This is a genomic window from Streptomyces sp. NRRL B-24085 (assembly GCF_001282115.1).
Taxonomy (GTDB): Bacteria; Actinomycetota; Actinomycetes; order Streptomycetales; family Streptomycetaceae; genus Streptomyces.
The window spans coordinates 1-21,826 of record NZ_LJBR01000311.1 but is presented as its reverse complement, the minus strand read 5'-3'; the positions used below and the strand labels follow the sequence as shown (position 1 = coordinate 21,826).

Sequence of the window (21,826 nt, the reverse complement as noted above, 5' to 3'; positions counted from 1 at the left end):
GTGCGCCCCCGTCGGAGAGGCACCTCATGCTACGGCCGCTCAGCGCTCCAGCAGCATCCGCTGCAACTCCCGTGCCGCCCGCGGCGGAGCGACGTCGCTGCGGTGGGCCAGCGCGATCGTCCGGTGCAGTCCGGGCCGGGCGAGCGGGGTGACCCGCAGCCCCCGCCCGGACCGCGTGGCGACCATGCGTGGCACGACGGCCACACCCAGGCCGGCCCGCACGAAGCCGAGGACCGCGTCCATCTCCCCGCCCTCGACCGCGAAGTCCGGCTCGAAGCCCTCGGCACGGCACGCGGCCACGGTCAGTTCACGCAGGTCGTAGCCGTGCCGGAACATCACGAGCGGCTCGCTCTCCAGGTCGGCGACGCGCACGGTACGGCGGCCCGTCCCACCGGGCGCGGGCGCGTCCGGCGACGACACGACCACGAGGTCCTCGCGCAGCAGCTCCACCGTCGTCAGCGCCGGGGAGGGCGACGGCAGCGGGAGCACCACCAGGGCCAGGTCCAGGGCGCCGCGCGCGAGCAGCCGTACGAGGTCGTGGGAGCCGCCCTCCTCGATCATCAGCCGGATGCCGGGATAGCGGTCGTGGAAGGCGCGCAGCACGTCCGGGAGCAGGCCCGTGCACAGGCTCGGGGTGGCGCCGAGCCGGACCCGGCCGCCGCGCAGCTGCACCAGCTCCTGCACCTCGTGCCGGGCCGTGTCCGCGTCGGCGAGGATGCGGCGGGCCAGCGGCAGCAGGGCCTCGCCCGCGTCGGTGAGGGTGATGTTGCCGCGGGCCCGCAGGAACAGGTCCGCCCCGAGCTCCCGCTCCAGGGCCCTGATCTGCTGCGACAAGGAGGGCTGGGCGACGTGGACCGCCTCGGCCGCGCGCGTGAAGTGCCGGGTCTCGGCGACCGCCACGAAGTACTGGAGCTGCTGGAACTGCATCCTCGTACGATAGCTGCTGCCTATGGAATCAAGCCGGACCATGTCTTGGACCGATCGGGTCTTCCGGCTCTAGCGTCTTGAGTCATGGCTCTGGCAACGCGGACGGACCGACGGCCGTCCATGGCACGCACCGTGTGGGACAGCTCCGTCGGCAAGAAGACCGTGATGGCCGTCAGCGGCCTGATCATGCTGCTCTACCTGGTCGTCCACATGATCGGCAACCTGAAGATCTTCTTCGGGCCGGGCGAGTTCAACCACTACGCGCACTGGCTGCGCACGGTGGGCGAACCGTTCATGCACTACGAGTGGACGCTCTGGCTCATCCGGATCGTGCTGGTCCTCGCCGTCGTCGCGCACGCCACCTCGGCCTACCAGCTCAGCCGCCGGGACATCCGGGCGCGGCCGAGCAAGTACGTCCACAGGAAGCCGCGGGCGAGCTACGCGACCCGGACCATGCGCTGGGGCGGGATCACCCTCGGCCTGTTCATCGTGTGGCACGTCCTCGACCTGACGACCGGCACCGCGCACCCCGGCGGCTTCCAGGAGGGCCGGCCCTACCAGAACGTCGTGGACACCTTCTCCACCTGGTACGGCAACGTCGTCTACATCGTCGCGATGCTCGCCCTCGGCCTGCACGTCCGGCACGGCTTCTGGAGCGCCGCGCAGACCCTCGGCGTCGGCAGCCGCACCCGCGACCGTGCCCTCAAGGCCGTCGCGAACGTCCTCGCACTGCTGCTCACGGCCGGCTTCGTCGCCGTGCCCGTGGGTGTCATGACCGGAGTGGTGAGCTGAACATGACTTCCTACGCGGACTACACGACCGGTGAACCGGTCGTCGACACCAAGGCCCCGCAAGGGCCCGTCAACGAACGCTGGGACAAGCGCCGTTTCGAGGCGAAGCTGGTCAACCCCGCCAACCGGCGCAAGCACACGGTGATCGTGGTCGGCACGGGTCTCGCGGGCGGCTCCGCGGGCGCCACCCTCGCCGAACAGGGCTACCACGTCGTCCAGTTCTGCTACCAGGACTCCCCGCGCCGCGCCCACTCCATCGCCGCGCAGGGCGGCATCAACGCGGCCAAGAACTACCGCAACGACGGCGACTCGATCCACCGGCTGTTCTACGACACCGTCAAGGGCGGTGACTTCAGGGCGCGCGAGTCCAACGTGCACCGCCTGGCGCAGATCTCGGTCGAGATCATCGACCAGTGCGTGGCGCAGGGCGTGCCCTTCGCACGCGAGTACGGCGGCCTGCTCGACACCCGCTCCTTCGGCGGGGTGCAGGTCTCCCGGACCTTCTACGCCCGCGGCCAGACGGGCCAGCAGCTCCTGCTCGGCGCCTACCAGGCCCTCAGCAGGCAGATCGCCGCCGGGAACATCGAGATGCACGCGCGCACCGAGATGCTCGACCTGATCGTCGTGGACGGGCGGGCCCGGGGGATCGTGGCCCGGGATCTCGTCACCGGGCGCATCAGCACCTACTTCGCGGACGCGGTGGTGCTGGCCTCCGGTGGCTACGGCAACGTCTTCTACCTGTCGACGAACGCCATGAACTCCAACGCCACGGCCGTCTGGCGGGCCCATCGCCGCGGAGCCCTCTTCGCCAACCCCTGCTTCACACAGATCCATCCGACCTGCATCCCGCGCACCGGCGACCACCAGTCCAAGCTGACGCTGATGAGCGAGTCGCTGCGCAACGACGGCCGGATCTGGGTGCCCAAGGCCAAGGGCGACGACCGGCCGCCGAACAAGATCCCCGAGGACGAGCGCGACTACTACCTGGAGCGCATCTACCCCTCCTTCGGCAACCTGGTCCCGCGCGACATCGCCTCCCGCGCCGCGAAGAACGTCTGCGACGAGGGCAGGGGAGTGGGGCCGGGCGGACAGGGCGTCTACCTGGACTTCGCCGACGCCATCGAGCGCATGGGACGCAAGGCCGTCGAGGCCAAGTACGGCAACCTCTTCGACATGTACCAGCGGATCACCGACGAGGATCCGTACGAGGTGCCGATGCGGATCTACCCGGCCGTGCACTACACGATGGGCGGCCTGTGGGTCGACTACGACCTCCAGACCACGATCCCCGGCCTGTTCGCGATCGGCGAGGCCAACTTCTCCGACCACGGGGCCAACCGGCTCGGTGCCTCCGCGCTGATGCAGGGTCTCGCCGACGGCTACTTCGTGCTGCCGGCCACCATCAACGACTACCTCGCCCGCAATCCGCACCAGGACGCGGTGACCGACGACCACCCCGTGGTCCAGGAGGTGCTGGCCGAGACCGAGGACCGGCTCCACCTGCTCCTCGCCGTCGACGGCGACCGCACCCCGGACTCCTTCCACCGCGAGGTCGGCGAACTCATGTGGGAGTTCTGCGGGATGGCCCGCACCGACTCGGGACTGCGCAAGGCGCTGGAGCGCATCCCGCAGATCCGCGAGGAGTTCTGGCGGCGCATCAAGGTCCCCGGCACCGGCGAGGAGTTCAACCAGTCCCTGGAGAAGGCCAACCGGGTCGTCGACTACCTGGAGCTCGCCGAGCTGATGTGCCTCGACGCGCTGCACCGCGCCGAGTCCTGCGGCGGCCACTTCCGCGAGGAGTCCCAGACCCCGGACGGTGAAGCGGCCCGCAACGACGAGGAGTTCGCCTACGCGGCGGCCTGGGAGTTCACCGGCACCGGCGAGGCGCCCGTCCTGCACAGGGAAGACCTGGTCTTCGAGTACGTCCACCCCACCCAGCGGAGCTACGCATGAAGCTCACCCTGCGCGTCTGGCGGCAGAAGAACGCCGACGCCGACGGAGCGATGTCCACGTACGAGGTGGACGGCATCTCGTCCGACATGTCCTTCCTGGAGATGCTGGACACCCTCAACGAGGAGCTCATCCTGCGCGGTGAGGACCCCGTCGCCTTCGACCACGACTGCCGCGAGGGCATCTGCGGCGCCTGCTCGCTCGTCATCAACGGCGACGCGCACGGACCCGAGCGGACGACCACCTGCCAACTGCACATGCGGTCCTTCTCGGACGGCGACACGATCGACGTCGAGCCGTGGCGGGCGTCCGCGTTCCCGGTGATCAAGGACCTGGTCGTGGACCGGTCGGCCCTCGACCGGATCATCCAGGCCGGCGGGTACATCACGGCCCCCACCGGATCGGCTCCCGAGGCCCACGCCACGCCGGTGCCCAAGCCGGACGCCGACCTCGCCTTCGAGCACGCGGAGTGCATCGGCTGCGGGGCGTGCGTGGCCGCGTGCCCCAACGGGGCGGCCATGCTGTTCACCTCGGCCAAGGTCAACCATCTGAACGTGCTGCCGCAGGGGGCGCCGGAGCGGGAGACCCGGGTCCTCGACATGGTGGAGCAGATGGACGAGGAGGGCTTCGGCGGCTGCACGCTGACGGGCGAGTGCGCGACGGCCTGCCCGAAGGGGATCCCGCTGGTCTCCATCACCAGCATGAACAGGGAGTGGCTGCGGGCGACCCGGAAGGTCGCCAAGCGCTGAGAGACGTTCGCCGACAAGGTGCGGACGGGTGGGGTCGGACGTGGTGCTCAGGTCCGGCCCCATCACGGTTGTCCGACGGAGGGGGCGTGGTGGGCTCGCGGCCCGTTGTCGGCCGCATGTTCAGTCCGACGGGACGGGCGGGGGCCTCGCGGCCGATGCAGAAATGCGGTCGGCCGGGTCGGGTGGTTCCCCGTGGCCCGCTCCCGTCGCCGGAATCCGGTCGCCTGCCCCGGAAGGCACCTGGACGGCCGCCCGGACCGCGCCGCCCCGGTGCCGGCCGCGGACGTCCCACGGCCGGGGACGCCGCCCTCGTGCTCGACCCGATCGCCGTGCACGGCAGCGGCGAGGAGCGCCGATGAGCGCCCGCACCAGCCCGGGACGACCCCGGCCGCCGTGGCCCGGGCGGCAGGGCCGCGTCCGGTCCTCGCCTCCCGAAGCGGGGGAGCCCGACAGCCCCGAGCCTCCCTCCGCGTACGGCCCCTTCGAACCGTACGATGGGGACGCGACCATGGCTGACGATCCGACGACCCCCACCGAGACGTTCCTGGACGCCCTGCGCGCCCGGTTCGGCGACCTCGTCGACGGCTCGTCCGCGACCAGGGCGCTCTACTCGACCGACGCCTCGAACTACCGGATCGTCCCCCGGTGCGTGCTCACCCCCAGGTCGACGGACGACGTGATCACCGCCGTCGGCATCGCCCGCGCCCACGGGGTCCCCGTCACCGTCCGGGGCGGAGGCACCTCCTGCGCGGGCAACGCCGTGGGCCCCGGGCTCGTGATCGACTTCACCCGTCACCTGAACCGCGTCCTGTCCGTCGACCCCGGCTCCGCGACGGCCGTGGTCCAGCCCGGAGCGATTCTGAGCACCCTCCAGCAGGCCGCCCTGCCCCACGGACTGCGGTTCGGCCCCGATCCGTCCACCGCCACCCGGTGCACGATCGGCGGGATGATCGGCAACAACGCCTGCGGACCGCACGGCCTGTCCTACGGGCGCACGGCCGACAACGTGGTGTCCCTGACCTGGCTGACCGGCGACGGCGAGGTGGTCACGGCCGGATCGGGCCGGGACGCGCTCGCGGCGGTGCCCGGCCTGGACTCCTTCGTCGCGGCGAACCTGGCCGTCCTGCGCACCGAGTTCGGCCGCTTCGGACGCCAGATCTCCGGTTACTCCCTGGAACACCTGCTCCCGGAGAACGGACACAACCTCGCGGCCGCCCTCACCGGCACCGAGGGCACGTGCGGCATCCTCCTCGAAGCGGTGGTCGCACTGGTGCCCAGGGCGCCCGCACCGGCCCTGGCCGTCCTCGGGTACCGCGACATGGCGGCGGCCGCCGACGACGTACCGCATCTCCTGCCCTTCGAGCCGCTCGCCCTGGAGGGCCTGGACGCCCAGCTCGTCGACGTGGTCCGCCGGGCGCACGGCAGCGCCGGTGTGCCCACCCTGCCCGCGGGCGGGGGCTGGCTGATCGCGGAGGTCGGCGGTGCCGGATCGGCAGAGGCCGTCGAGGCGGCCAGGGAACTCGTCGCCGCCTCCGGCTGCGGCGACGCCGTCGTGCTGCCCGCGGGCCCCGAGGCGACCAGGCTCTGGCAGATCCGCGCCGACGGCGCGGGGCTGGCCGGACGCACCGCCGACGGCAAGCAGGCCTGGCCCGGCTGGGAGGACTCCGCCGTCCCCCCGGAACGGCTCGGTGACTACCTGCGCGGGCTCGACGCCCTCATGGCCGAGGAGCACGTCTCCGGCCTCGCCTACGGCCACTTCGGCGACGGGTGCGTCCACCTCCGCGTCGACTTCCCGCTGCACGCCGGGGGCGCGCCCATGCGCAGGTTCCTCGAACGCGCCGCCGCCCTGGCCGCCGCGCACGGCGGTTCCCTCTCCGGCGAGCACGGGGACGGGCGGGCCCGCTCCGAGCTCCTGCCCACCATGTACGGTCCCGAGGCCTTGCGCGCCATGGCGGACTTCAAGGCCCTCCTGGACCCCGAGGACCTCATGAACCCCGGCGTCGTCGTCCGACCGGCCCCGCTCGACGCCGACCTGCGCCGCCCGCGGGCCCGCCGGCTCCGGGCCACCGACGGCTTCGCCTTCGCACACGACGGCGGAGACATCACCGACGCCGTCCACCGGTGCGTCGGAGTGGGCAAGTGCCGGGCCGACCTGCGCGCGCAGGGCGATTTCATGTGCCCGTCCTTCCTCGCCACCCGAGAGGAGAAGGACTCCACGCGAGGCCGCGCCCGGATGCTCCAGGAAATGCTCAACGGCGGTGTCGTCACGGCCGGTTGGCGCTCTCCCGAGCTCCACGACGCCCTCGACCTGTGCCTGAGCTGCAAAGCCTGCGCAAGCGACTGCCCGACCGGCATCGACATGGCCACGTTCAAGTCGGAGACCCTCCACCGGACGTACAAGGGCCGGCTGCGGCCGCTCAGCCACTACACGCTCGGCCGGCTCCCGCAGTGGCTCAGGCTCGCCGCCCCACTGGCCCCGCTCGTCAACCTCGCCGGCCGCGTCCCGCTGCTCCGCAGGGCGATGACGGCGACGATGGGGGCCGACCCCCGCCGTTCGCTGCCCACGCTGCCGCGAAGGCCGTTCCGCCGGAGCCGGCCGTCGGGGACCGTCGGAGCGCCGACCGGCGGTCCCAAGGTCCTCCTGTGGGTCGACTCCTTCTCCGACGCCCTCAGTCCGGACATCCCCCGGGACGCCCTGGACGTCCTCGCCGCCGCCGGCTGCGACGTCGAGATCGCCGCACCCGGCGCCTGCTGCGGACTGACCCTCGTCTCCACCGGCCAGCTCACCGCCGCCAAAGCCAGGCTGCGCAGGACCGTCGACCTCCTGCTCCCGCACGTCAGGAACGGCAGGACGGTCGTCGGCATCGAACCGAGCTGCACCGCCACGCTCCGCTCCGACCTCATGGAACTCCTCGCCGACGACCCGCGCGCCGCGGAGCTCTCCCGCTCGGTCAGAACCGTCGCCGAGTTCCTCACCTCCCTCGGCTGGACTCCACCACGAGCGGCCGAGGAACTCCTCGTCCAGCCCCACTGCCACCACCACGCCGTCATGGGCTACGACGCCGACCGGGCCCTCCTCGAAGCCATGGGCTGCGATGTCGAGATCTCGGCCGGATGCTGCGGCCTCGCCGGGAACTTCGGCATGGAGAAGGGCCACTACGAGGTCTCCGCGAAGATCGCCCGGGACGGCATCCTCGCCAGGGCGGCCGCGAGCCCCGGGCGCCGCATCCTCGCCGACGGGTTCTCCTGCCGCACCCAGGTGCGTGACCTCGCCGGCCTCGACAGCCGCCACCTCGTGCAGGTCGTCGCCGAGGCCCTGCGCCGCGGTACGGCCGAACGGCCGTGAGGACCGACGGCCGCCCGGACGGTGCGGCAGCCGGCCCCCCGGACCTCTCCGGTCACCGGCGGGACACCGCCCGGTCGGCGGAGCGGGACGCCCCGGACACCTTGCCCGAGCCGTTCAGCCTCCCCACATCCGCACTCCCGTCACCGGTCACGTACACGCCAACCGGTGTCGGGAGAACAGGGACAGCGGCACCGCTCGCCGCCTCCGCCCGTGACCTGGAGAGTGCCATGACCGGCGTTTCCACCCTCGACCCACCCGCGCAGAGCGTCGCCCCCACCCGCTACACCGTCACCCTCGCCCGCGACGAGGACGACGTACGGGCCGCGCAGCGGCTGCGGCACGACGTGTTCGCCGGGGAGATGGGCGCCCTCCTGGCCTCGCCGGAACCCGGCCTCGACATCGACGGGTTCGACGCCTACTGCGACCACCTGCTCGTCCGCGACACGGTCACCGGCCAGGTCGTCGGCACCTACCGGCTGCTGCCCCCGGAGCGCGCCGCGGTGGCCGGACGCCTGTACTCGGAGGGGGAGTTCGACCTCGCGCCGCTCGACGCGATCCGCCCCGGCCTCGTCGAGGTCGGCCGCTCCTGTGTGCACCCCGACCACCGGGACGGGGCCGTCATCGGCCTCATCTGGGCCGGGATCGCCCGCTACATGGTGGACCGTGGCCACGACTGGCTGGCCGGCTGCTGCTCGATCCCGCTCGCCGACGGCGGCGCGCTCGCGGCCGGCGCCTGGGACCGGGTGCGCACCAAGTACCTGGCACCGGAGGAGTTCCGGGTACGGCCCCTGCTGCCGTGGGAGCCCGCGGAGGGCACGCCCGCCGCCCGCACCGAGCTGCCCCCGCTGCTGCGCGGCTACCTGCGCCTCGGCGCATGGGTCTGCGGACAGCCCGCCCACGACCCGGACTTCGGGGTCGCCGACATGTACGTGCTGCTGTCGATGCGCCAGGTCAACGCCCGCTATCTGCGGCACTTCCTCTCGCTCGTCCCGGCCTGATGAGCGCCTGGCTGCCCAGCGCGCCCTGCACCCCGGGGACGTGCCTGGAGCGGACGGGGTCCGTCACGGTCGTACCCCGTGCCGTGCTGCGGCTCCTCGCGGTCACCGCGGTGCTGCTGGCGGGGATCGCGCTGCTGCCGGTCGGCCGGTCGCTCCCGGCCCACGTGGTCAGGCGGTGGTGCCGGGCGGTGGTGCGGGCCTCGGGGGTCCGGATCCGGCTGTCCGGCACCCTCGCGCCCGCGCCCGCCGGCGGGGTGCTGCTGGTCGCCAACCACATCTCCTGGCTCGACATCCCGCTGCTCGCCGCCGTGCGTCCCGCCCGGATGCTCGCCAAGTCCGAGATCCGCCGGTGGCCCGTGGCCGGCCGACTGACGGCCGGCAGCGGCGCGCTGTTCATCGAACGCGACCGGCTGCGCGCCCTGCCGGACACGGTCGCCCGGATCGCGGACGCGCTGCGCGGGGGCGCCGCGGTCGCCGTCTTCCCCGAGGGCAGCACGTGGTGCGGCCGCGCCCAGGGCCGGTTCCGTCGCGCGGTGTTCCAGGCGGCCCTGGACGCCGGGGTGCCCGTCCAGCCGGTGCGCCTGCGCTACCGGCTCGCGGACGGCGGAGCCAGCACGGTCCCCGCCTTCGTCGGGGACGACTCCCTGCTCACCTCGGTGTGGCGGGTGGTGTCGGCCCGCGGACTGACGGCCGAGGTGGAGGTCCCGGCGCCGATCCTCCCGGGCAGCCATCCCGACCGTCGCTCCCTGGCCCGGGCGGCACAGTCGCACGCGTGCCCGGGCCGGGCCGGTGAGCACACGGCCCCGGCGCTCACGGCCGCCCCCGTCACCGGCACCGGCGGCGTCAGGCGCCCGGCGGTCGTGCCGGAGCGCCGACCGGTGCCGAGCCTGCGGAGCCGAACCCCCGCATCCGGAGTGCGCGCGGGGTAGGGCCGCACCGGAGCCGTACCCGCCGCTCCCAAGGTGCCGGCGGCTCCGGGACCGCCCGGGTCAGGCGCCCGTGCCCAGCGCCCGTGCCAGGTACCGAGCCGTGGCGCCCGCGTCCGCCCCGGCCACCTCCTGCGGCACGCCTGCCGCCACGATCCGGCCGCCCGCGTCGCCGCCGCCCGGCCCCAGGTCGATCACCCAGTCCGCGCCCGCCACCACCGCCATGTCGTGCTCGACGACGACCACGGTGTGCCCGGCGTCCACCAGACCGTGCAGCTGGCGCATGAGGACCTCGACGTCGGCCGGGTGGAGACCGGTGGTGGGTTCGTCGAGGAGATACAGGGTGTGGGCGTGGCGGGCGCGCTGGAGTTCGTTCGCGAGCTTGATGCGCTGAGCCTCGCCGCCGGAGAGCTCGGTCGCGGGCTGGCCGAGGCGGAGGTAGCCGAGGCCGACGTCTAGGAGGGTGGTGAGGCTGCGGGCCGCCGACGGGGTGTCGGCGAAGAAGTCCGCCGCCGACTCCACCGTCAGGTCGAGCACCTGGGCGATGTTCCGTCCCCGGTACGTCACTTCGAGCGTCGCGGGGTTGTAGCGGGCCCCGCCGCAGTCCGGGCAGGGCGCGTAGGTGCTGGGCAGGAAGAGCAGTTCGACGCTGACGAACCCCTCGCCCTGGCAGGTCTCGCAGCGCCCGCCGGCCACGTTGAAGGAGAACCGCCCCGCTCCGTAGCCCCGCTCGCGCGCCTCGTCGGTGCCGGCGAAGACCTTGCGCACGACGTCGAACAGGCCCGTGTAGGTGGCCAGGTTGGAGCGCGGGGTGCGGCCGATCGGCTTCTGGTCGACGCAGACCAGACGGTCCGCTCCCGCCGACTCCGCAGTGATCTCGCCGACCAGGGTGGACTTGCCCGAGCCCGACACCCCGGTCACCGCGGTGAACACACCTAGCGGGAACGCGGCCGTCACCCCGCGCAGGTTGTGCCGGTGGACCGGACCGACCTTCAACCATCCGCGAGGCGACCGCACTTCACGCTCCCCGGCGGGGGTGCGGTCGAACAGGAAACGGGCGGTGGCCGACTCCTCGACCTGCGCGAGCTCCGCGACCGGCCCGCTGTGCAGCACCCGCCCGCCGTGCTCCCCGGCCCCCGGCCCGACGTCCACCAGCCAGTCCGCGCCCCGCATGACGTCCAGGTGGTGCTCCACCACGAACACCGAGTTGCCGGCGGCCTTCAGGCGCGCCAGCACGGTGAGCAGGGCCTCGGTGTCCGCGGGGTGCAGTCCGGCGGAGGGTTCGTCGAGGACGTACACCACACCGAACAGCCCGGACCGCAACTGGGTGGCCAGGCGCAGTCGTTGCAGTTCGCCCGCGGACAGGGTGGGGGTCGCGCGGTCCAGGCTCAGATAGCCGAGGCCGAGCTCCACGACGGGCGCGATCCGGGACTTGAGGTCCTCGGTGAGGACGCGCGCGGTCTCGCCGCGACCGTCCAGTACGGCGGCCAGCCCGGTCAGCGGCAGGGCCGCGAGCTCGGCGATCGTGCGGCCCGCGAAGGTGACCGCCATGGCCTCCGGACGCAGTCTGCTGCCGCCGCAGGCCGGGCAGGGGGCGGAGACCAGGAACCGTTCCGCCTTCGCCCTCAGCGTCTGGCTCCTGGAGTCCGCGAACGTCTTGAGGACATAGCGGCGGGCGCTCATGTACGTGCCCTGGTAGGGGCGTTGGATACGGTCCGCGTCCCGCACCGGGTGCACGGTGACCACCGGCTGCTCGTCGGTGAACAGGATCCACTCCCGCTCCGCGGCGGGCAGCTCACGCCACGGCCGGTCCACGTCGTGTCCGAGCGCGTCGAGGATGTCCCGCAGGTTCTTGCCCTGCCAGGCGCCGGGCCACGCCGCGATGGCGCCCTCCCGGATCGACAGCGACGGGTCGGGCACCAGTGACTGCTCGGTCGTACCGTGAACCCGGCCCAGGCCGTGGCACTCCGGGCAGGCGCCGACGGCCGTGTTGGGGGAGAAGGAGTCCGAGTCGAGCCGTTCGGCGCCCGGCGGGTAGTCGCCGGCCCGGGAGAACAGCATCCGCAGCGAGTTCGAGAGGTTGGTGACCGTGCCGACGGACGAACGGGACGTCGGCGCCGAACGCCGCTGTTCGAGTGAGACCGCGGGCGGCAGCCCAGTGATCTCCCCGACCTTCGGCGCCCCCACCTGGTGGATCAGCCGGCGCGCGTACGGCGCCACCGACTCGAAGTACCGCCGCTGGGCCTCCGCGTAGATCGTCCCGAACGCCAGGGACGACTTCCCGGACCCGGACACCCCCGTGAACACGGCCAGCACGTCCCGTGGCACGTCGACGTCCACTCCCTTGAGGTTGTGCTCACGGGCACCGCGGACGCGGACGTACGGGTCGTGGGGGGTGTGGGGGCCGGGCATGGGAACGACTCTAACCGGAGGTGATCGCCGCCAGCCGCCGGTAGGAGTCCAGCAAGGCCCCGCGGTCGTACGTACTGGTGGTGACCAGCACCTCCTGCGCCCCGGTCTCCTTCAGGACCGTCTCCAGCTCGTGGGCGACCTGCTCCTCGGTGCCCGCGATGTGCCCGGTGAGCCCGGCCTCGTAGAAGTTCCGCTCCTTGGCCGTCATGGGGAGCGTCTCGACGCGCTCGACGGGCGGCAGCGGAGGGAACGTGCCGTGGGTGCGGGAGTGCGCCATCGACCAGGCCTCGGGGATCAGCAGGCGTCGCGCCTCCTCGGGAGTGGCGGCCACCGCGACCGTCCCGGAGATCACGACGTACGGCTCCCGCGCCCAGTCGGAGGGCCGGAAGTGCTCGCGGTAGTGGTCGATGCCCCGCTGCATCCTCTCGCGGTTCCTGAGGTCGCCGATGACCATCGGCAGGCCCGCGCGGGCCGCGATCGCGGCACCCTCGCCCATGGCCAGCACGAAGGGCGGCACCGTCAGACCCTCGGCCGGCCGGGCGTGCACCCCGGTGGGGGAGGTGCCGCGGAACCAGCCCAGCAGCTCCTCCAGCTGTCCGGCGAAGTCGTCGGCGTCGTCCTTGCCCCGCCCCAGCGCCCTGCGCACGCCGTCGGTGAAGCCGACCGAACGACCCAGGCCCATGTCGATCCGGCCGGGGAACAGGGACTCCAGCACCCCGAACTGCTCCGCGACGACCAGGGGTTGATGGTTCGGCAGCATGACACCGCCGGTGCCGACGCGGATCGTGTCCGTGGCGGCGGCCACGGCGGCCGCGAGCACCGTCGGCGCGGAGCCCGCGACTCCCGGCACACCGTGGTGCTCCGAGACCCAGAAACGGTGGTAGCCGAGCCCTTCCAGCTCCCGCGCCAGGCCGACGGTGTCCTGGAGCGCCTGCGCGTTCGTGCCGCCCTCGCGGGTGCGGGAGCGGTCGAGGACGGAGAAGCGGGCGGCGGTCAGGGCACTCACACCGGGTTCAACGCCTGACCGGACGCGGTATTCCCGGCACCCGGACCGGCGGGAAAACCGGATGACCGCGATCGCCGCAGGTCAGCACAATGGGCCGGGTGACCGTTCAGAACATCCTGCTCTCCGGCATCGTCGGCTCGACCGCGTACGGACTCGCCCGCGAGGGCTCCGACGTGGACCGGCTCGGCATGTTCGCCGCGCCCACCGAGACCCTGCTCGGCCTGCGCACGCCGGCGCAGTCGCACGTCACCACGGCCCCGGACCGTACCCTGCACGAGGCGGCGAAGTGGTGCCGGCTCGCCCTCGGCGGCAACCCGACCGTCATGGAGCTGGTGTGGCTGCCGGACGAGCTGTACGAGGTGCGCACCCCGCTCGGCGACGAACTCATCGCCATCCGCGGGTCGTTCCTGAGCGCCCGGCGGGTCCGGGACGCCTATCTCGGCTACGCCACGCAGCAGTTCAGGAAACTGGAGAGCCGCGCCGGCGATCACCGCACCGCCAAGCACGCCCGGCACCTGAAGCGGCTCTGCCACCAGGGACTGGAGCTGTACACCACCGGACGGCTCACCGTGCGGGTCGAGGACCCCGGGGCGTACCACCGCTTCGGGGACGCGGTCGCCGCCGACCCGGCCTCGGCGCGGTCGCTGCTCGTCCACTACCAGACCGCGTTCGCCGAGGCCCGCAGCGCGCTCCCGGAACGGCCCGACGAGGCACCGGCCGAGGCGTGGCTGCGCCGCGTCCGCGCGGAGTTCTACGACACGGCCGCGTGAGCGTGGGTGCCAACGGTCTCGTGGTCGCAGGTGTCGTCGACGCCGTGGGTCTCCCAGGCGGGGAAGGGGTCGACGAGCGGGCGCTCCTCGTCCGGGGCCAGCAGGCAGCCCGCGAGGGCTTGGTGCAGTGCGTCCGGCACCAACCGCGTTCCGATGAGGACGAGTTCCTGTGCGTACGGTGCCTCGGCGTCCCGTGCGGCCGACGGCTCGAAGCGGGCCACCGAACCGGCCTGTGACCAGAGGCCGGTCACGTGCGGGCGGCTGGCCAGGGTGAAGAAGCCCTTCGAGCGCAGGATCCGTCCGTACGCCCCGCTGTCCAGCTCCTCGGTGACGAAGTCCCACAACCGGCCGGGGTGGAAGGGGAGTTCGGAGCGGAAGACGGTGGAGGAGACGCCGTACTCCTCGGTCTCGGGCACGTGCTCGCCGTTGAGCTCCCGGACCCAGCCCGGCGCCTGCTGGGCTCGTTCCAGGTCGAACAGGCCGGTGCCGAGGACCTGTCGGAGGTCCACGCGGGCGTGCTCGGCCTCGACGATCCGGGCGAGCGGGTTGAGCCGTACGAGTGCCGCCCGCAGCCGGGCCGCGGCCGCCGCGTCCACGAGGTCGAGCTTGTTGAGGACGAGGACGTCCGCGAACTCGATCTGGTCGACGAGGAGATCGCTGACCGTGCGCTCGTCGTCCTCGAAGGGTGCGAGACCGCGCTCGGCGAGTTCGTCGCCCCGCTCCAGCTCGGGCAGGAAGTTGGCCGCGTCCACCACCGTGACCATGGTGTCGAGCCGGGCCACGTCCCCGAGGGTGGCGCCGTCGTCGCGGGCGAAGGCGAAGGTCGCGGCCACCGGCATGGGCTCGGAGATGCCGGACGACTCGATGAGCAGGTGGTCGAAGCGGTCCTCGCGGGCCAGCCGGTCCACCTCCTCCAGCAGGTCGTCGCGCAGGGTGCAGCAGATGCAGCCGTTGGTCATCTCGACCAGGCGTTCCTCGGTCCGCGACAGCGCGGCCTCACCGCCGCGCACCAGTGCCGCGTCGATGTTGACCTCGCTCATGTCGTTGACGATGACGGCGACCCTGAGACCCTCGCGGTTGGCGAGGACATGGTTGAGGAGCGTCGTCTTGCCCGCCCCGAGGAAGCCGGAGAGGACGGTGACGGGCAGGCGGCGGTCGTACGGCATCCGGGCCTCAGCCTTCGGGGCGCAGCAGGCCGCGCTCGTACGCCTTGACCAGGTGCTGCGGGACCAGGTGCGCGACGCCGTCGACGGTGACCGGCACGAGCTGGGCGGTGGTGGCCTTCCACTGCGAGCGGCGGTGGCGGGTGTTGCTGCGGGACATCTTCCGCTTGGGGACAGCCATGGCGGGATCCTCTTCGGTGACCTCGGTGGGTGGGCACCGAGGACGCTATATGAAAATGGATCTCATTAACAACTAGCGGCGGCGCCGGGACCGCACCCGGGCCTCCCTGGGCGGCTCGATGAACTGCAGTTCCAGGGTCAGCGGCGGCTCGGCGATCCCCGGACCGCCCGCCGCCGCCCACCGCACGACCTCCTCGGTGGCCTCGTCGTCCATGACGAACCCGATCCACGCGGCCCTGCCCCCGGCCCGGCGTCCGGCGGCCGAGGGGCGTACGACGATCACGTTGGCCTGGTCGCAGGGGCCCAGGCAGTCGGTCGTACGGACCTGGAAGGCGTGCTCGGCGGCTCCGGCCCGCAGCAGCTCCAACTGCCAGGTGTGGTCGGTGCCGGGGTGCTTGCGGGCGTCGCCGCAGCAGCAGCCCCGGCAGACGACGAGGGTGCAGGGGCCGGAGCCGGTCAGGAAGGTGCGGGGCGTCGGAGACATGGGAGAAGCATGCGGCCTGCACTGATCGGGCAGTTCGGCCGGGGGTCTCCTGGACCGGCGGCGCTGCCGTACGCGGGCGGGAAGATCGCCGGGGCTAGGGTGGGTGGCGTGACCGACAGCGACAAGCGCCCGCTCGCCGTGTTCGACCTGGACAACACCCTGGCCGACACGGCCCACCGGCAGCGGTTCCTGGAGCGCAGGCCGCGCGACTGGGACGCCTTCTTCGCGGCCGCGCCCGAGGATCCGCCGCTCCCCGACGGCATCGCGCTGGTGCTGGAGAGCGCCGAGGAGTGCGAGATCGTCTACCTCACCGGGCGGCCGGAGCGCTGCCGCCGGGACACACTCGCGTGGCTCACCGCGCAGGGCCTCCCGGAAGGGAGTGTGCACATGCGCCGCAACGACGACCGGCGGCCCGCCCGGCGCACCAAACTGGACATCCTCAAGCGGCTCGCCCGCACCCGGGAGATCCGGGTCCTGGTGGACGACGACGAGTTGGTCTGCGAGGACGCCCGACGGGCCGGCTTCACCGTCGTACGGGCAGACTGGACCGCCCCTTCCGAGACGCTGGAGGCGGCCCAGGAGCGGGAGGGGCGGACCTGACGGCCGTCAGTCGGTCTCGTCGAGGCGGAAGCCGACCTTCAGCCCCACCTGCCAGTGCTGGATCTGTCCGTCCTCGATCTGGCCCCGCACTTGGGTCACCTCGAACCAGTCGAGATTGCGCAGGGTCTGCGAGGCGCGGGTGATGCCGTTGCGGATCGCCTGGTCTACGCCGTCCGGCGAGGTGCCGACGATCTCGGTCACGCGGTAGGTGTGGTTCGTCATGGTTCCACCGTGCCCCAGGCGGCTGCTGAGCGCGAGCCGTCCACCGGTTCAGCCTGGGGCGGACGCCGCCTATCTTGGGCCCATGGACGGTATGCCGAGCGACATTCCAGCCCCCGCCGCCGACAACCCGCTGCGCCGGCTCACCCTGGAGCAGCTCCGACGCCGTACGAGCATGAAATGGCGCACCTACCCGCAGGACGTACTCCCGCTGTGGGTCGCCGAGATGGACGTCCCCCTGGCCGAACCGGTCGTGCGGGCCGTTCGCGACGCCGTGGAGCTCGGAGACACCGGATACCCGTCCGGGACCGCGTACGCAGAGGCGCTGGCCGCCTTCGCGGGCGAACGGTGGGGCTGGGACGGGCTCGCGGTGCAGCGCACGGCGATCGTCCCGGACGTGATGCTGGGCATCGTCGAGATGCTCAAGCTGGTCTCCGGGCAGGGGGATCCCGTCGTCGTCAACTCGCCCGTGTACCCGCCCTTCTACCAGTTCGTCGGGAACATGGGCCGCAAGGTCGTCGAGGCCCCGCTCGGCGAGGACGGGCGGATCGACTTCGAGGTCCTGGAGGACGTCTTCCGGCAGGTCCGCAAGGGCGCGGGCCGGCCCGCGTACCTGCTGTGCAGCCCGCACAACCCGACCGGCACCGTGCACTCCGCCGCCGAGCTGGCGGACGTGGCCGCGCTGGCGCACACGTACGGGGTACGGGTCGTGGCCGACGAGATCCACGCCCCGCTCGTCGCGGCCGGGGCGACGTTCGTGCCCTACCTGAGTGTTCCCGGCGGCGGGAGCGGGCTGTCGCTGATGTCGGCCTCCAAGGGGTGGAACCTGGCCGGGCTGAAGGCCGCGGTGGCCGTCGCCGGGCCCGACGCGGCCGACGACCTCGCGCGCCTTCCCGAGGAGGTGGGCCACGGTCCCAGCCACGTCGGCGTCCTCGCCCACACCGCCGCGCTGCGGGACGGCGGCGCCTGGCTCGACGCGCTGCTCGCCGGCCTCGACGACAACCGGCGGCTGTTGGCCGGACTCCTTGCCGAGAGGCTGCCCGCCGTGCGCTACGAACCGGCCGAGTCCACTTTCCTGGCCTGGCTGGACTGCCGTGCGCTGGGACTGGGCGACGACCCGGCAGCCGTCTTCCTGGAGCGCGGCCGGGTCGCCCTCAACTCCGGCATCCCGTTCGGCACCGGGGGCGCCGGATTCGTCCGGCTGAACCTCGCGACCTCGCCCGAGCTGATCACCGAGGCGGTACGGCGGATGGCCGTCGCCCTGGAATGAGGGTCGGGGGGCCGGGCGAAACGGCCCCCCGACTCCGCGACCGCTACCGGGCCACGCTCAGTGACAGCGCGAACCGGCCCTCGCCGTCCGTCCACCAGTGCGCCAACTCCAGCCCGGCGGCGGAAAGTTCGCTGCGGACGCCCTCCTTGCGGAACTTCGCGGAGATCTCCGTGTGCAACTCCTCGTCCGCCGCGAAGTCGACGGCCAGGTCGAGCGCCGGGACCTTCACGGTCTGGTCCTTGCGGGAGCGCAGGCGCATCTCGATCCACTCGTTCTCGGCGTCCCACAGCGCGACATGGTCGAAGGCACCGGGATCGAAGTCGGCGCCCAGCTCGCGGTTGACGACGGTCAGGACGTTCTTGTTGAACGCGGCCGTCACCCCGGCCGCGTCGTCGTACGCCCTGACCAGCACGTTCTCGTCCTTGACGAGGTCCGTGCCGAGCAGCAGCGCGTCACCGGGGGAGAGCAGGGAACGGACGGAGGACAGGAACGCGGCGCGCTCGGCCGGCAGCAGGTTGCCGATCGTGCCGCCGAGGAAGGCCACCAGGCGCGGTCCCGGCGTCCCCGGCAGGGACAGACCGCCCGTGAAGTCGGCGATCAGCGCGTGCACGCTCAGCTCCGGCCGCTGGGCGATGAGGGCGTGCCCGGCCTGGGTCAGGGCGCTCTCGCTGACGTCGACCGGCACGTAGGTGTGCAGCCCGGTCAGCGCGTCGAGCAGGTACCGGGTCTTCTCCGAGGAGCCGGAACCCAGCTCGACCAGGGTGCGGGCGCCGGTCGCCGCGGCGATCTCGCCGGAGCGCGCGACGAGGATCTCCCGCTCGGCGCGGGTCGGGTAGTACTCGGGCAACTCGGTGATCTGCTCGAAGAGTTCGCTGCCGTGGGCGTCGTAGAACCACTTCGGCGGCAGCGTCTTGGGCGTGTGCGTCAGGCCCTTGAGGACATCGGCGCGCAGCGCGGCCTCGGTGGCGTCCTCGGGCAGGGTGCGGGTCAGCAGGAACGGACTCACGTGCGGGGCTCCTCGAGTGGTTCCAGGGACTTGAGGGGTGTCAGCAGGACGTCGGTGCGGCTCGCCGTGAGCAGCGTGCGGTCGGGAGTCTCCTGCCAGTGCGGATCGTCGTCGTACGGCTCGGAGGCCACGACCGTTCCGAGGCCCGGGCGTTGCAGGTACCACAGGGTGTCGCCCCAGGCGGTCGCGGCGATGGACCCACCGTCGGTCAGCAGCAGGTTGAGCCGGGACTCGGGGGCCGCCTCCGCGACCTCCAGGACGGTGTCGGACAACGCCTGGCCCTGCTCGTCGCCGCCGCGCAGCCGGTTCAGGACCAGGGCCCACACGAACGCCGAGTCGTTGCGGGCCTCCATCGACAGCAGCTCCGCCGGGGGCAGCGAGGCGGTCAGCGGGGCCAGGGAGTCCGGCCAGCCCCTGACCGCGCCGTTGTGACTGAACAGCCAGGGCCCGGAGGCGTAGGGCGCCGCGGCGGCCTCGGCGTCGGCTCCCGCCAGGGTGGCGTCCCGTACGGCGGCCAGGACCGCCGTGCTTCTCACGACCCGGGCGAGATCCGCGAAGGAGAGGTCGGCCCAGATGGGCCCGGCGCGCCGGTAGCGGGCCGGGACGCGGTCGCCCTCGGCGTACCAGCCGACCCCGAAACCATCGGCGTTGACGGTGCCGTACCGCTGCCGGCGCGGTGCCCACGACTGCCGGTACAGACCGTGCTCCGGCTCCACGAGGAGCCGGCCGAGCGGCTGCTCGGGGCCCAGGTAGGCGAGGTGACGGCACATCAGACGGCCCCCGCGGAACGGGCCGTGCGGAAACCGGAGAAGATCTGCCGCCGGATCGGGTAGTCCCAGTTGCGGAACGTGCCCCGGCAGGCCACCGCGTCCACGGCGAACGAACCGCCGCGCAGCACCTTGTGGTCGGGGCCGAAGAACACCTCCGAGTACTCCTTGTACGGGAACGCCTGGAAGCCCGGGTAGGGCTCGAAGTCGCTCGCCGTCCACTCCCACACGTCACCGATCAACTGCCGTACACCGAGCGGCGACTCGCCCTCCGGATAGCTTCCGGCGGGGGCGGGCCGCAGATGGCGCTGGCCCAGGTTGGCGTGCTCGGGGGCCGGGTCGGCGTCGCCCCACGGGTAGCGCATCGAGCGGTCGCCGGCCGGGTCGTGGCGGGCCGCCTTCTCCCACTCCGCCTCGGTCGGCAGCCGCCGTCCGGCCCAGCGGGCGTAGGCGTCGGCCTCGTACCAGCACACGTGGACCACCGGCTCGTCGGGCGGCACGACCTCGGTGACGCCGAAGCGCCTGCGCAGCCACTGCCTGCCGTCGCGCTTCCAGAACAGCGGGGCGTGGATGGAGTGGGCGCGGATGTGCGCCCAGCCCGCCGGGGTCCACCAGCGCTCGTCGTCGTAGCCGCCGTCGTCGATGAACGCCTGGTACTCGGCGTTCGTCACCGGGGTCGTGTCGATGTAGAAGGCGTCCACCTCGCGCCGGTGCGCGGGGCGTTCGTTGTCCAGCGCCCACGGCTCGTCGGAGGTGCCCATGGTGAACGGGCCGCCGGGGACGAGGACTTCGGCCGGACCGGTGAACAGCGGGGCCGGTGCCGGGTCCGGGGCGGTCAGGGCGGCGGGACCCTTGCGGAGCTGATGGGTGATCAGCATGGTCTCGTCGTGCTGCTGTTCGTGCTGAGCGATCATCCCGAAGGCGAACCCGGCCTCGGTGAGCCGCGTCCCGTGCAGGGGGGCGCCCTCCAGGACGTCCAGGACCCGTCCGCGCACCTCCGCCGCGTAGCGCCGGGACTCGGCGGGCGAGAGCAGGGGCAGGGTGGGGCGTTCGGAGCGCGGGTGCTCGAAGGCGTCGTAGATGCCGTCGATCTCGGGCCGTATCGCCTCCTGCCCGGCGACGGTCCGCAGCAGCCACTGCTCCTCCTGGTTGCCGATGTGGGCGAGGTCCCACACGAGCGGCGACATCAGCGGCGAGTGCTGGGCGGTCAGGTCGGGGTCCTCGACGCAGCTCGTGAGGAGTGTCGTGCGGTCCCGGGCGGTGACCAGGGTGGTCACCGCCCGCTCGCAGAAGGCCTCGGGATCGACGGACAGGTCGGCGGTGGAGTCGGTCATGTGCGGCTTTCCTTCCCGAGCGAACCGTGCGTCCGGTCCAGCAGGTCGTCTGCGGGGCAGCGGCCCCGGATCACATAGCGGTGCAGATACGTTTCGACAGCGGCGGTGACCTCGGGTGTCGCACCCAGTCGGGGCAGCGCCTCCAGGGCCGCCGAGAAGCACGCGATCGCGGCCTCGTGCAGCTCGGGGTCGGCCAGGCCGTCGCGGGCCGCGTCGATCCACAGCGGATTGTGCGGAGCGGGCGTCGACAGGGTGCGCTCGGCCAGCGGCTTCACCACCCGGTACGCGGTCTCGGCCGCCTCCGGGTCGTCGAACAGCGCCGTCGTCACCGCGAGCGGGACGATCCAGCCGTCCTCGCCCGGCTGCGCGTCGATCATGCGCAGTTCGAGATGACCGCGCGGCCTGACCGGCGGGAACAGGGTCGACACGTGGTAGTCGAGATCCTCCCGGGTCGGCTGCCGGGGCACCCCCGACCTGACCCACTCCCGGAAGGTCAGCCCCTCCGGGACGTCCCAGGGGCCGCCGTCCCGCCGGATGCACATCACCGGCGCGTCCAGGACGTGCCGGGCCCAGGCGGTGCGCGGGTCGGTGTCCAGGGACGGGCCGCCCGCCCGGTCCCTGCCGATCTCCGTCCACCGGAGCTGGCGGGTCGAGAGCCAGCCGGTGGGCTCGGAACCGGCGAGCGGGGAGTTGGCGAAGGCGGCCACCAGGACCGGACCCACCTGGTGCGCCAGCCACCAGCGGCGTCCCAGGCCGAGCGGGCCGGGCTCCTCGTGGCCCGCGTCCAGGCACACCTGCACGGAGGCCGAGGTGCACATCATCGCCCGGCCCGCCGGGCCGGTGCGGTCCAGGCAGGTCTCCATGGCGTCGTAGCGGGGTTCCCGCAGGTACCTGCGGGGCGGGTGCCAGGGCGCCATGGCGACGAGGC

General features: G+C 72.8%; 20 protein-coding genes. 9 read left to right on the top strand and 11 right to left on the bottom strand.

Features of this window, described 5'->3' with window-relative positions:
- Positions 1-39: 39 nt before the first annotated feature.
- Entirely contained in the window at positions 40-927 is an 888-nt protein-coding gene (locus AOJ26_RS30080; RefSeq protein WP_053851520.1) for a LysR family transcriptional regulator, read from the bottom strand.
- A 120-nt stretch (positions 928-1,047) separates the two neighbouring features.
- On the opposite strand from AOJ26_RS30080, the gene AOJ26_RS30075 reads away from it, so the two are divergent.
- The 6 genes from AOJ26_RS30075 to AOJ26_RS30050 all read left to right on the top strand — a co-directional run bounded on the left by AOJ26_RS30075 (position 1,048) and on the right by AOJ26_RS30050 (position 9,690).
- On the top strand, positions 1,048-1,719 hold the full coding sequence (locus tag AOJ26_RS30075; protein WP_053851519.1) for a succinate dehydrogenase: 672 nt from the start codon (positions 1,048-1,050) through the stop codon (positions 1,717-1,719).
- A 2-nt stretch (positions 1,720-1,721) separates the two neighbouring features.
- Complete coding sequence (locus tag AOJ26_RS30070; RefSeq protein WP_053851518.1) at positions 1,722-3,671, top strand: fumarate reductase/succinate dehydrogenase flavoprotein subunit; 1,950 nt, start codon at positions 1,722-1,724, stop codon at positions 3,669-3,671.
- A complete protein-coding gene (locus AOJ26_RS30065) occupies positions 3,668-4,417 on the top strand; it encodes a succinate dehydrogenase/fumarate reductase iron-sulfur subunit (protein WP_053851517.1) in 750 nt (249 codons plus the stop codon). Before AOJ26_RS30070 ends, AOJ26_RS30065 begins: the two co-directional genes overlap by 4 nt.
- Positions 4,418-4,925: 508 nt before the next feature.
- The gene (locus tag AOJ26_RS30060) at positions 4,926-7,763 is read left to right on the top strand and encodes an FAD-binding and (Fe-S)-binding domain-containing protein (protein WP_053851516.1); all 2,838 of its coding nucleotides are present in this window, start codon (positions 4,926-4,928) and stop codon (positions 7,761-7,763) included.
- A 227-nt stretch (positions 7,764-7,990) separates the two neighbouring features.
- The gene (locus tag AOJ26_RS30055) at positions 7,991-8,761 is read left to right on the top strand and encodes a GNAT family N-acetyltransferase (protein WP_053851515.1); all 771 of its coding nucleotides are present in this window, start codon (positions 7,991-7,993) and stop codon (positions 8,759-8,761) included.
- A complete protein-coding gene (locus AOJ26_RS30050; protein WP_063790340.1) occupies positions 8,761-9,690 on the top strand; it encodes a lysophospholipid acyltransferase family protein in 930 nt (309 codons plus the stop codon). The genes AOJ26_RS30055 and AOJ26_RS30050 overlap by 1 nt, the downstream gene beginning before the upstream one ends.
- A gap of 60 nt (positions 9,691-9,750) precedes the next feature.
- Here AOJ26_RS30050 and AOJ26_RS30045 read toward each other — a convergent pair whose 3' ends face one another.
- Together AOJ26_RS30045 and AOJ26_RS30040 are read right to left on the bottom strand one after the other, a co-directional pair.
- The gene (locus tag AOJ26_RS30045) at positions 9,751-12,099 is read right to left on the bottom strand and encodes an ATP-binding cassette domain-containing protein (RefSeq protein ID WP_053851514.1); all 2,349 of its coding nucleotides are present in this window, start codon (positions 12,097-12,099) and stop codon (positions 9,751-9,753) included.
- A 10-nt stretch (positions 12,100-12,109) separates the two neighbouring features.
- Entirely contained in the window at positions 12,110-13,105 is a 996-nt protein-coding gene (locus AOJ26_RS30040) for an LLM class flavin-dependent oxidoreductase (protein ID WP_053851513.1), read from the bottom strand.
- 98 nt (positions 13,106-13,203) lie between these two features.
- On the opposite strand from AOJ26_RS30040, the gene AOJ26_RS30035 reads away from it, so the two are divergent.
- Entirely contained in the window at positions 13,204-13,875 is a 672-nt protein-coding gene (locus AOJ26_RS30035) for a DNA polymerase beta superfamily protein (RefSeq protein ID WP_078960077.1), read from the top strand.
- Here the strand turns inward: AOJ26_RS30035 and AOJ26_RS30030 are convergent.
- The 3 genes from AOJ26_RS30030 to AOJ26_RS30020 form a co-directional block, all read right to left on the bottom strand.
- Complete coding sequence (locus tag AOJ26_RS30030) at positions 13,857-15,041, bottom strand: GTP-binding protein (protein ID WP_053851511.1); 1,185 nt, start codon at positions 15,039-15,041, stop codon at positions 13,857-13,859. The genes AOJ26_RS30035 and AOJ26_RS30030 overlap by 19 nt on opposite strands.
- Before the next feature lie 7 nt (positions 15,042-15,048).
- On the bottom strand, positions 15,049-15,219 hold the full coding sequence (gene rpmF / locus AOJ26_RS30025; RefSeq protein ID WP_053851510.1) for a 50S ribosomal protein L32: 171 nt from the start codon (positions 15,217-15,219) through the stop codon (positions 15,049-15,051).
- A gap of 72 nt (positions 15,220-15,291) precedes the next feature.
- Positions 15,292-15,702 carry a hypothetical protein gene (locus tag AOJ26_RS30020; protein WP_053851509.1) on the bottom strand — a complete coding sequence of 137 codons (411 nt, stop codon included), beginning with the start codon at positions 15,700-15,702 and terminating at the stop codon, positions 15,292-15,294.
- Positions 15,703-15,810: 108 nt separating this feature from the next.
- Here AOJ26_RS30020 and AOJ26_RS30015 point away from each other — a divergent pair, with 108 nt between their 5' ends.
- Positions 15,811-16,302 carry a nucleotidase gene (locus AOJ26_RS30015; RefSeq protein ID WP_053851508.1) on the top strand — a complete coding sequence of 164 codons (492 nt, stop codon included), beginning with the start codon at positions 15,811-15,813 and terminating at the stop codon, positions 16,300-16,302.
- A gap of 6 nt (positions 16,303-16,308) precedes the next feature.
- Here AOJ26_RS30015 and AOJ26_RS30010 read toward each other — a convergent pair whose 3' ends face one another.
- On the bottom strand, positions 16,309-16,524 hold the full coding sequence (locus tag AOJ26_RS30010) for a dodecin (RefSeq protein ID WP_053851507.1): 216 nt from the start codon (positions 16,522-16,524) through the stop codon (positions 16,309-16,311).
- A 91-nt stretch (positions 16,525-16,615) separates the two neighbouring features.
- Between AOJ26_RS30010 and AOJ26_RS30005 the strand changes: the two genes are divergently transcribed.
- The gene (locus AOJ26_RS30005; protein ID WP_086723983.1) at positions 16,616-17,791 is read left to right on the top strand and encodes a MalY/PatB family protein; all 1,176 of its coding nucleotides are present in this window, start codon (positions 16,616-16,618) and stop codon (positions 17,789-17,791) included.
- Between the two features lie 43 nt (positions 17,792-17,834).
- Here AOJ26_RS30005 and egtD read toward each other — a convergent pair whose 3' ends face one another.
- The 4 genes from egtD to AOJ26_RS29985 all read right to left on the bottom strand — a co-directional run.
- The gene (gene egtD / locus AOJ26_RS30000; protein ID WP_053851505.1) at positions 17,835-18,797 is read right to left on the bottom strand and encodes an L-histidine N(alpha)-methyltransferase; all 963 of its coding nucleotides are present in this window, start codon (positions 18,795-18,797) and stop codon (positions 17,835-17,837) included.
- Positions 18,794-19,567, bottom strand: a complete 774-nt coding sequence (gene egtC / locus AOJ26_RS29995) for an ergothioneine biosynthesis protein EgtC (RefSeq protein WP_053851504.1) — start codon at positions 19,565-19,567, stop codon at positions 18,794-18,796. The genes egtD and egtC overlap by 4 nt, the downstream gene beginning before the upstream one ends.
- Positions 19,567-20,898: an ergothioneine biosynthesis protein EgtB gene (gene egtB, locus AOJ26_RS29990; RefSeq protein ID WP_053851503.1), complete on the bottom strand. Its 1,332-nt coding sequence runs from the start codon at positions 20,896-20,898 to the stop codon at positions 19,567-19,569. Before egtB ends, egtC begins: the two co-directional genes overlap by 1 nt.
- Positions 20,895-21,826, bottom strand: a 932-nt coding sequence (locus tag AOJ26_RS29985; protein WP_053851502.1) for a glutamate-cysteine ligase family protein, incomplete at its 5' end; no start/stop codon positions are given. The genes AOJ26_RS29985 and egtB, both read right to left, overlap by 4 nt.

What these genes read in the sequence shown, in the direction of transcription:
- AOJ26_RS30030 (WP_053851511.1), bottom strand. Translation starts at nt 15,041, where the DNA reads ATGCCGTACGACCGCCGCCTGCCCGTCACCGTCCTCTCCGGCTTCCTC.
- AOJ26_RS30045 (WP_053851514.1), bottom strand. Translation starts at nt 12,099, where the DNA reads ATGCCCGGCCCCCACACCCCCCACGACCCGTACGTCCGCGTCCGCGGT.
- AOJ26_RS30005 (WP_086723983.1), top strand. Translation starts at nt 16,616, where the DNA reads ATGCCGAGCGACATTCCAGCCCCCGCCGCCGACAACCCGCTGCGCCGG.
- AOJ26_RS30075 (WP_053851519.1), top strand. Translation starts at nt 1,048, where the DNA reads ATGGCACGCACCGTGTGGGACAGCTCCGTCGGCAAGAAGACCGTGATG.
- rpmF (WP_053851510.1), bottom strand. Translation starts at nt 15,219, where the DNA reads ATGGCTGTCCCCAAGCGGAAGATGTCCCGCAGCAACACCCGCCACCGC.
- AOJ26_RS30055 (WP_053851515.1), top strand. Translation starts at nt 7,991, where the DNA reads ATGACCGGCGTTTCCACCCTCGACCCACCCGCGCAGAGCGTCGCCCCC.
- AOJ26_RS30080 (WP_053851520.1), bottom strand. Translation starts at nt 927, where the DNA reads ATGCAGTTCCAGCAGCTCCAGTACTTCGTGGCGGTCGCCGAGACCCGG.
- AOJ26_RS30070 (WP_053851518.1), top strand. Translation starts at nt 1,722, where the DNA reads ATGACTTCCTACGCGGACTACACGACCGGTGAACCGGTCGTCGACACC.
- egtC (WP_053851504.1), bottom strand. Translation starts at nt 19,567, where the DNA reads ATGTGCCGTCACCTCGCCTACCTGGGCCCCGAGCAGCCGCTCGGCCGG.
- AOJ26_RS30065 (WP_053851517.1), top strand. Translation starts at nt 3,668, where the DNA reads ATGAAGCTCACCCTGCGCGTCTGGCGGCAGAAGAACGCCGACGCCGAC.
- egtB (WP_053851503.1), bottom strand. Translation starts at nt 20,898, where the DNA reads ATGACCGACTCCACCGCCGACCTGTCCGTCGATCCCGAGGCCTTCTGC.
- AOJ26_RS30060 (WP_053851516.1), top strand. Translation starts at nt 4,926, where the DNA reads ATGGCTGACGATCCGACGACCCCCACCGAGACGTTCCTGGACGCCCTG.
- AOJ26_RS30050 (WP_063790340.1), top strand. Translation starts at nt 8,761, where the DNA reads ATGAGCGCCTGGCTGCCCAGCGCGCCCTGCACCCCGGGGACGTGCCTG.
- AOJ26_RS30010 (WP_053851507.1), bottom strand. Translation starts at nt 16,524, where the DNA reads ATGACGAACCACACCTACCGCGTGACCGAGATCGTCGGCACCTCGCCG.
- AOJ26_RS30020 (WP_053851509.1), bottom strand. Translation starts at nt 15,702, where the DNA reads ATGTCTCCGACGCCCCGCACCTTCCTGACCGGCTCCGGCCCCTGCACC.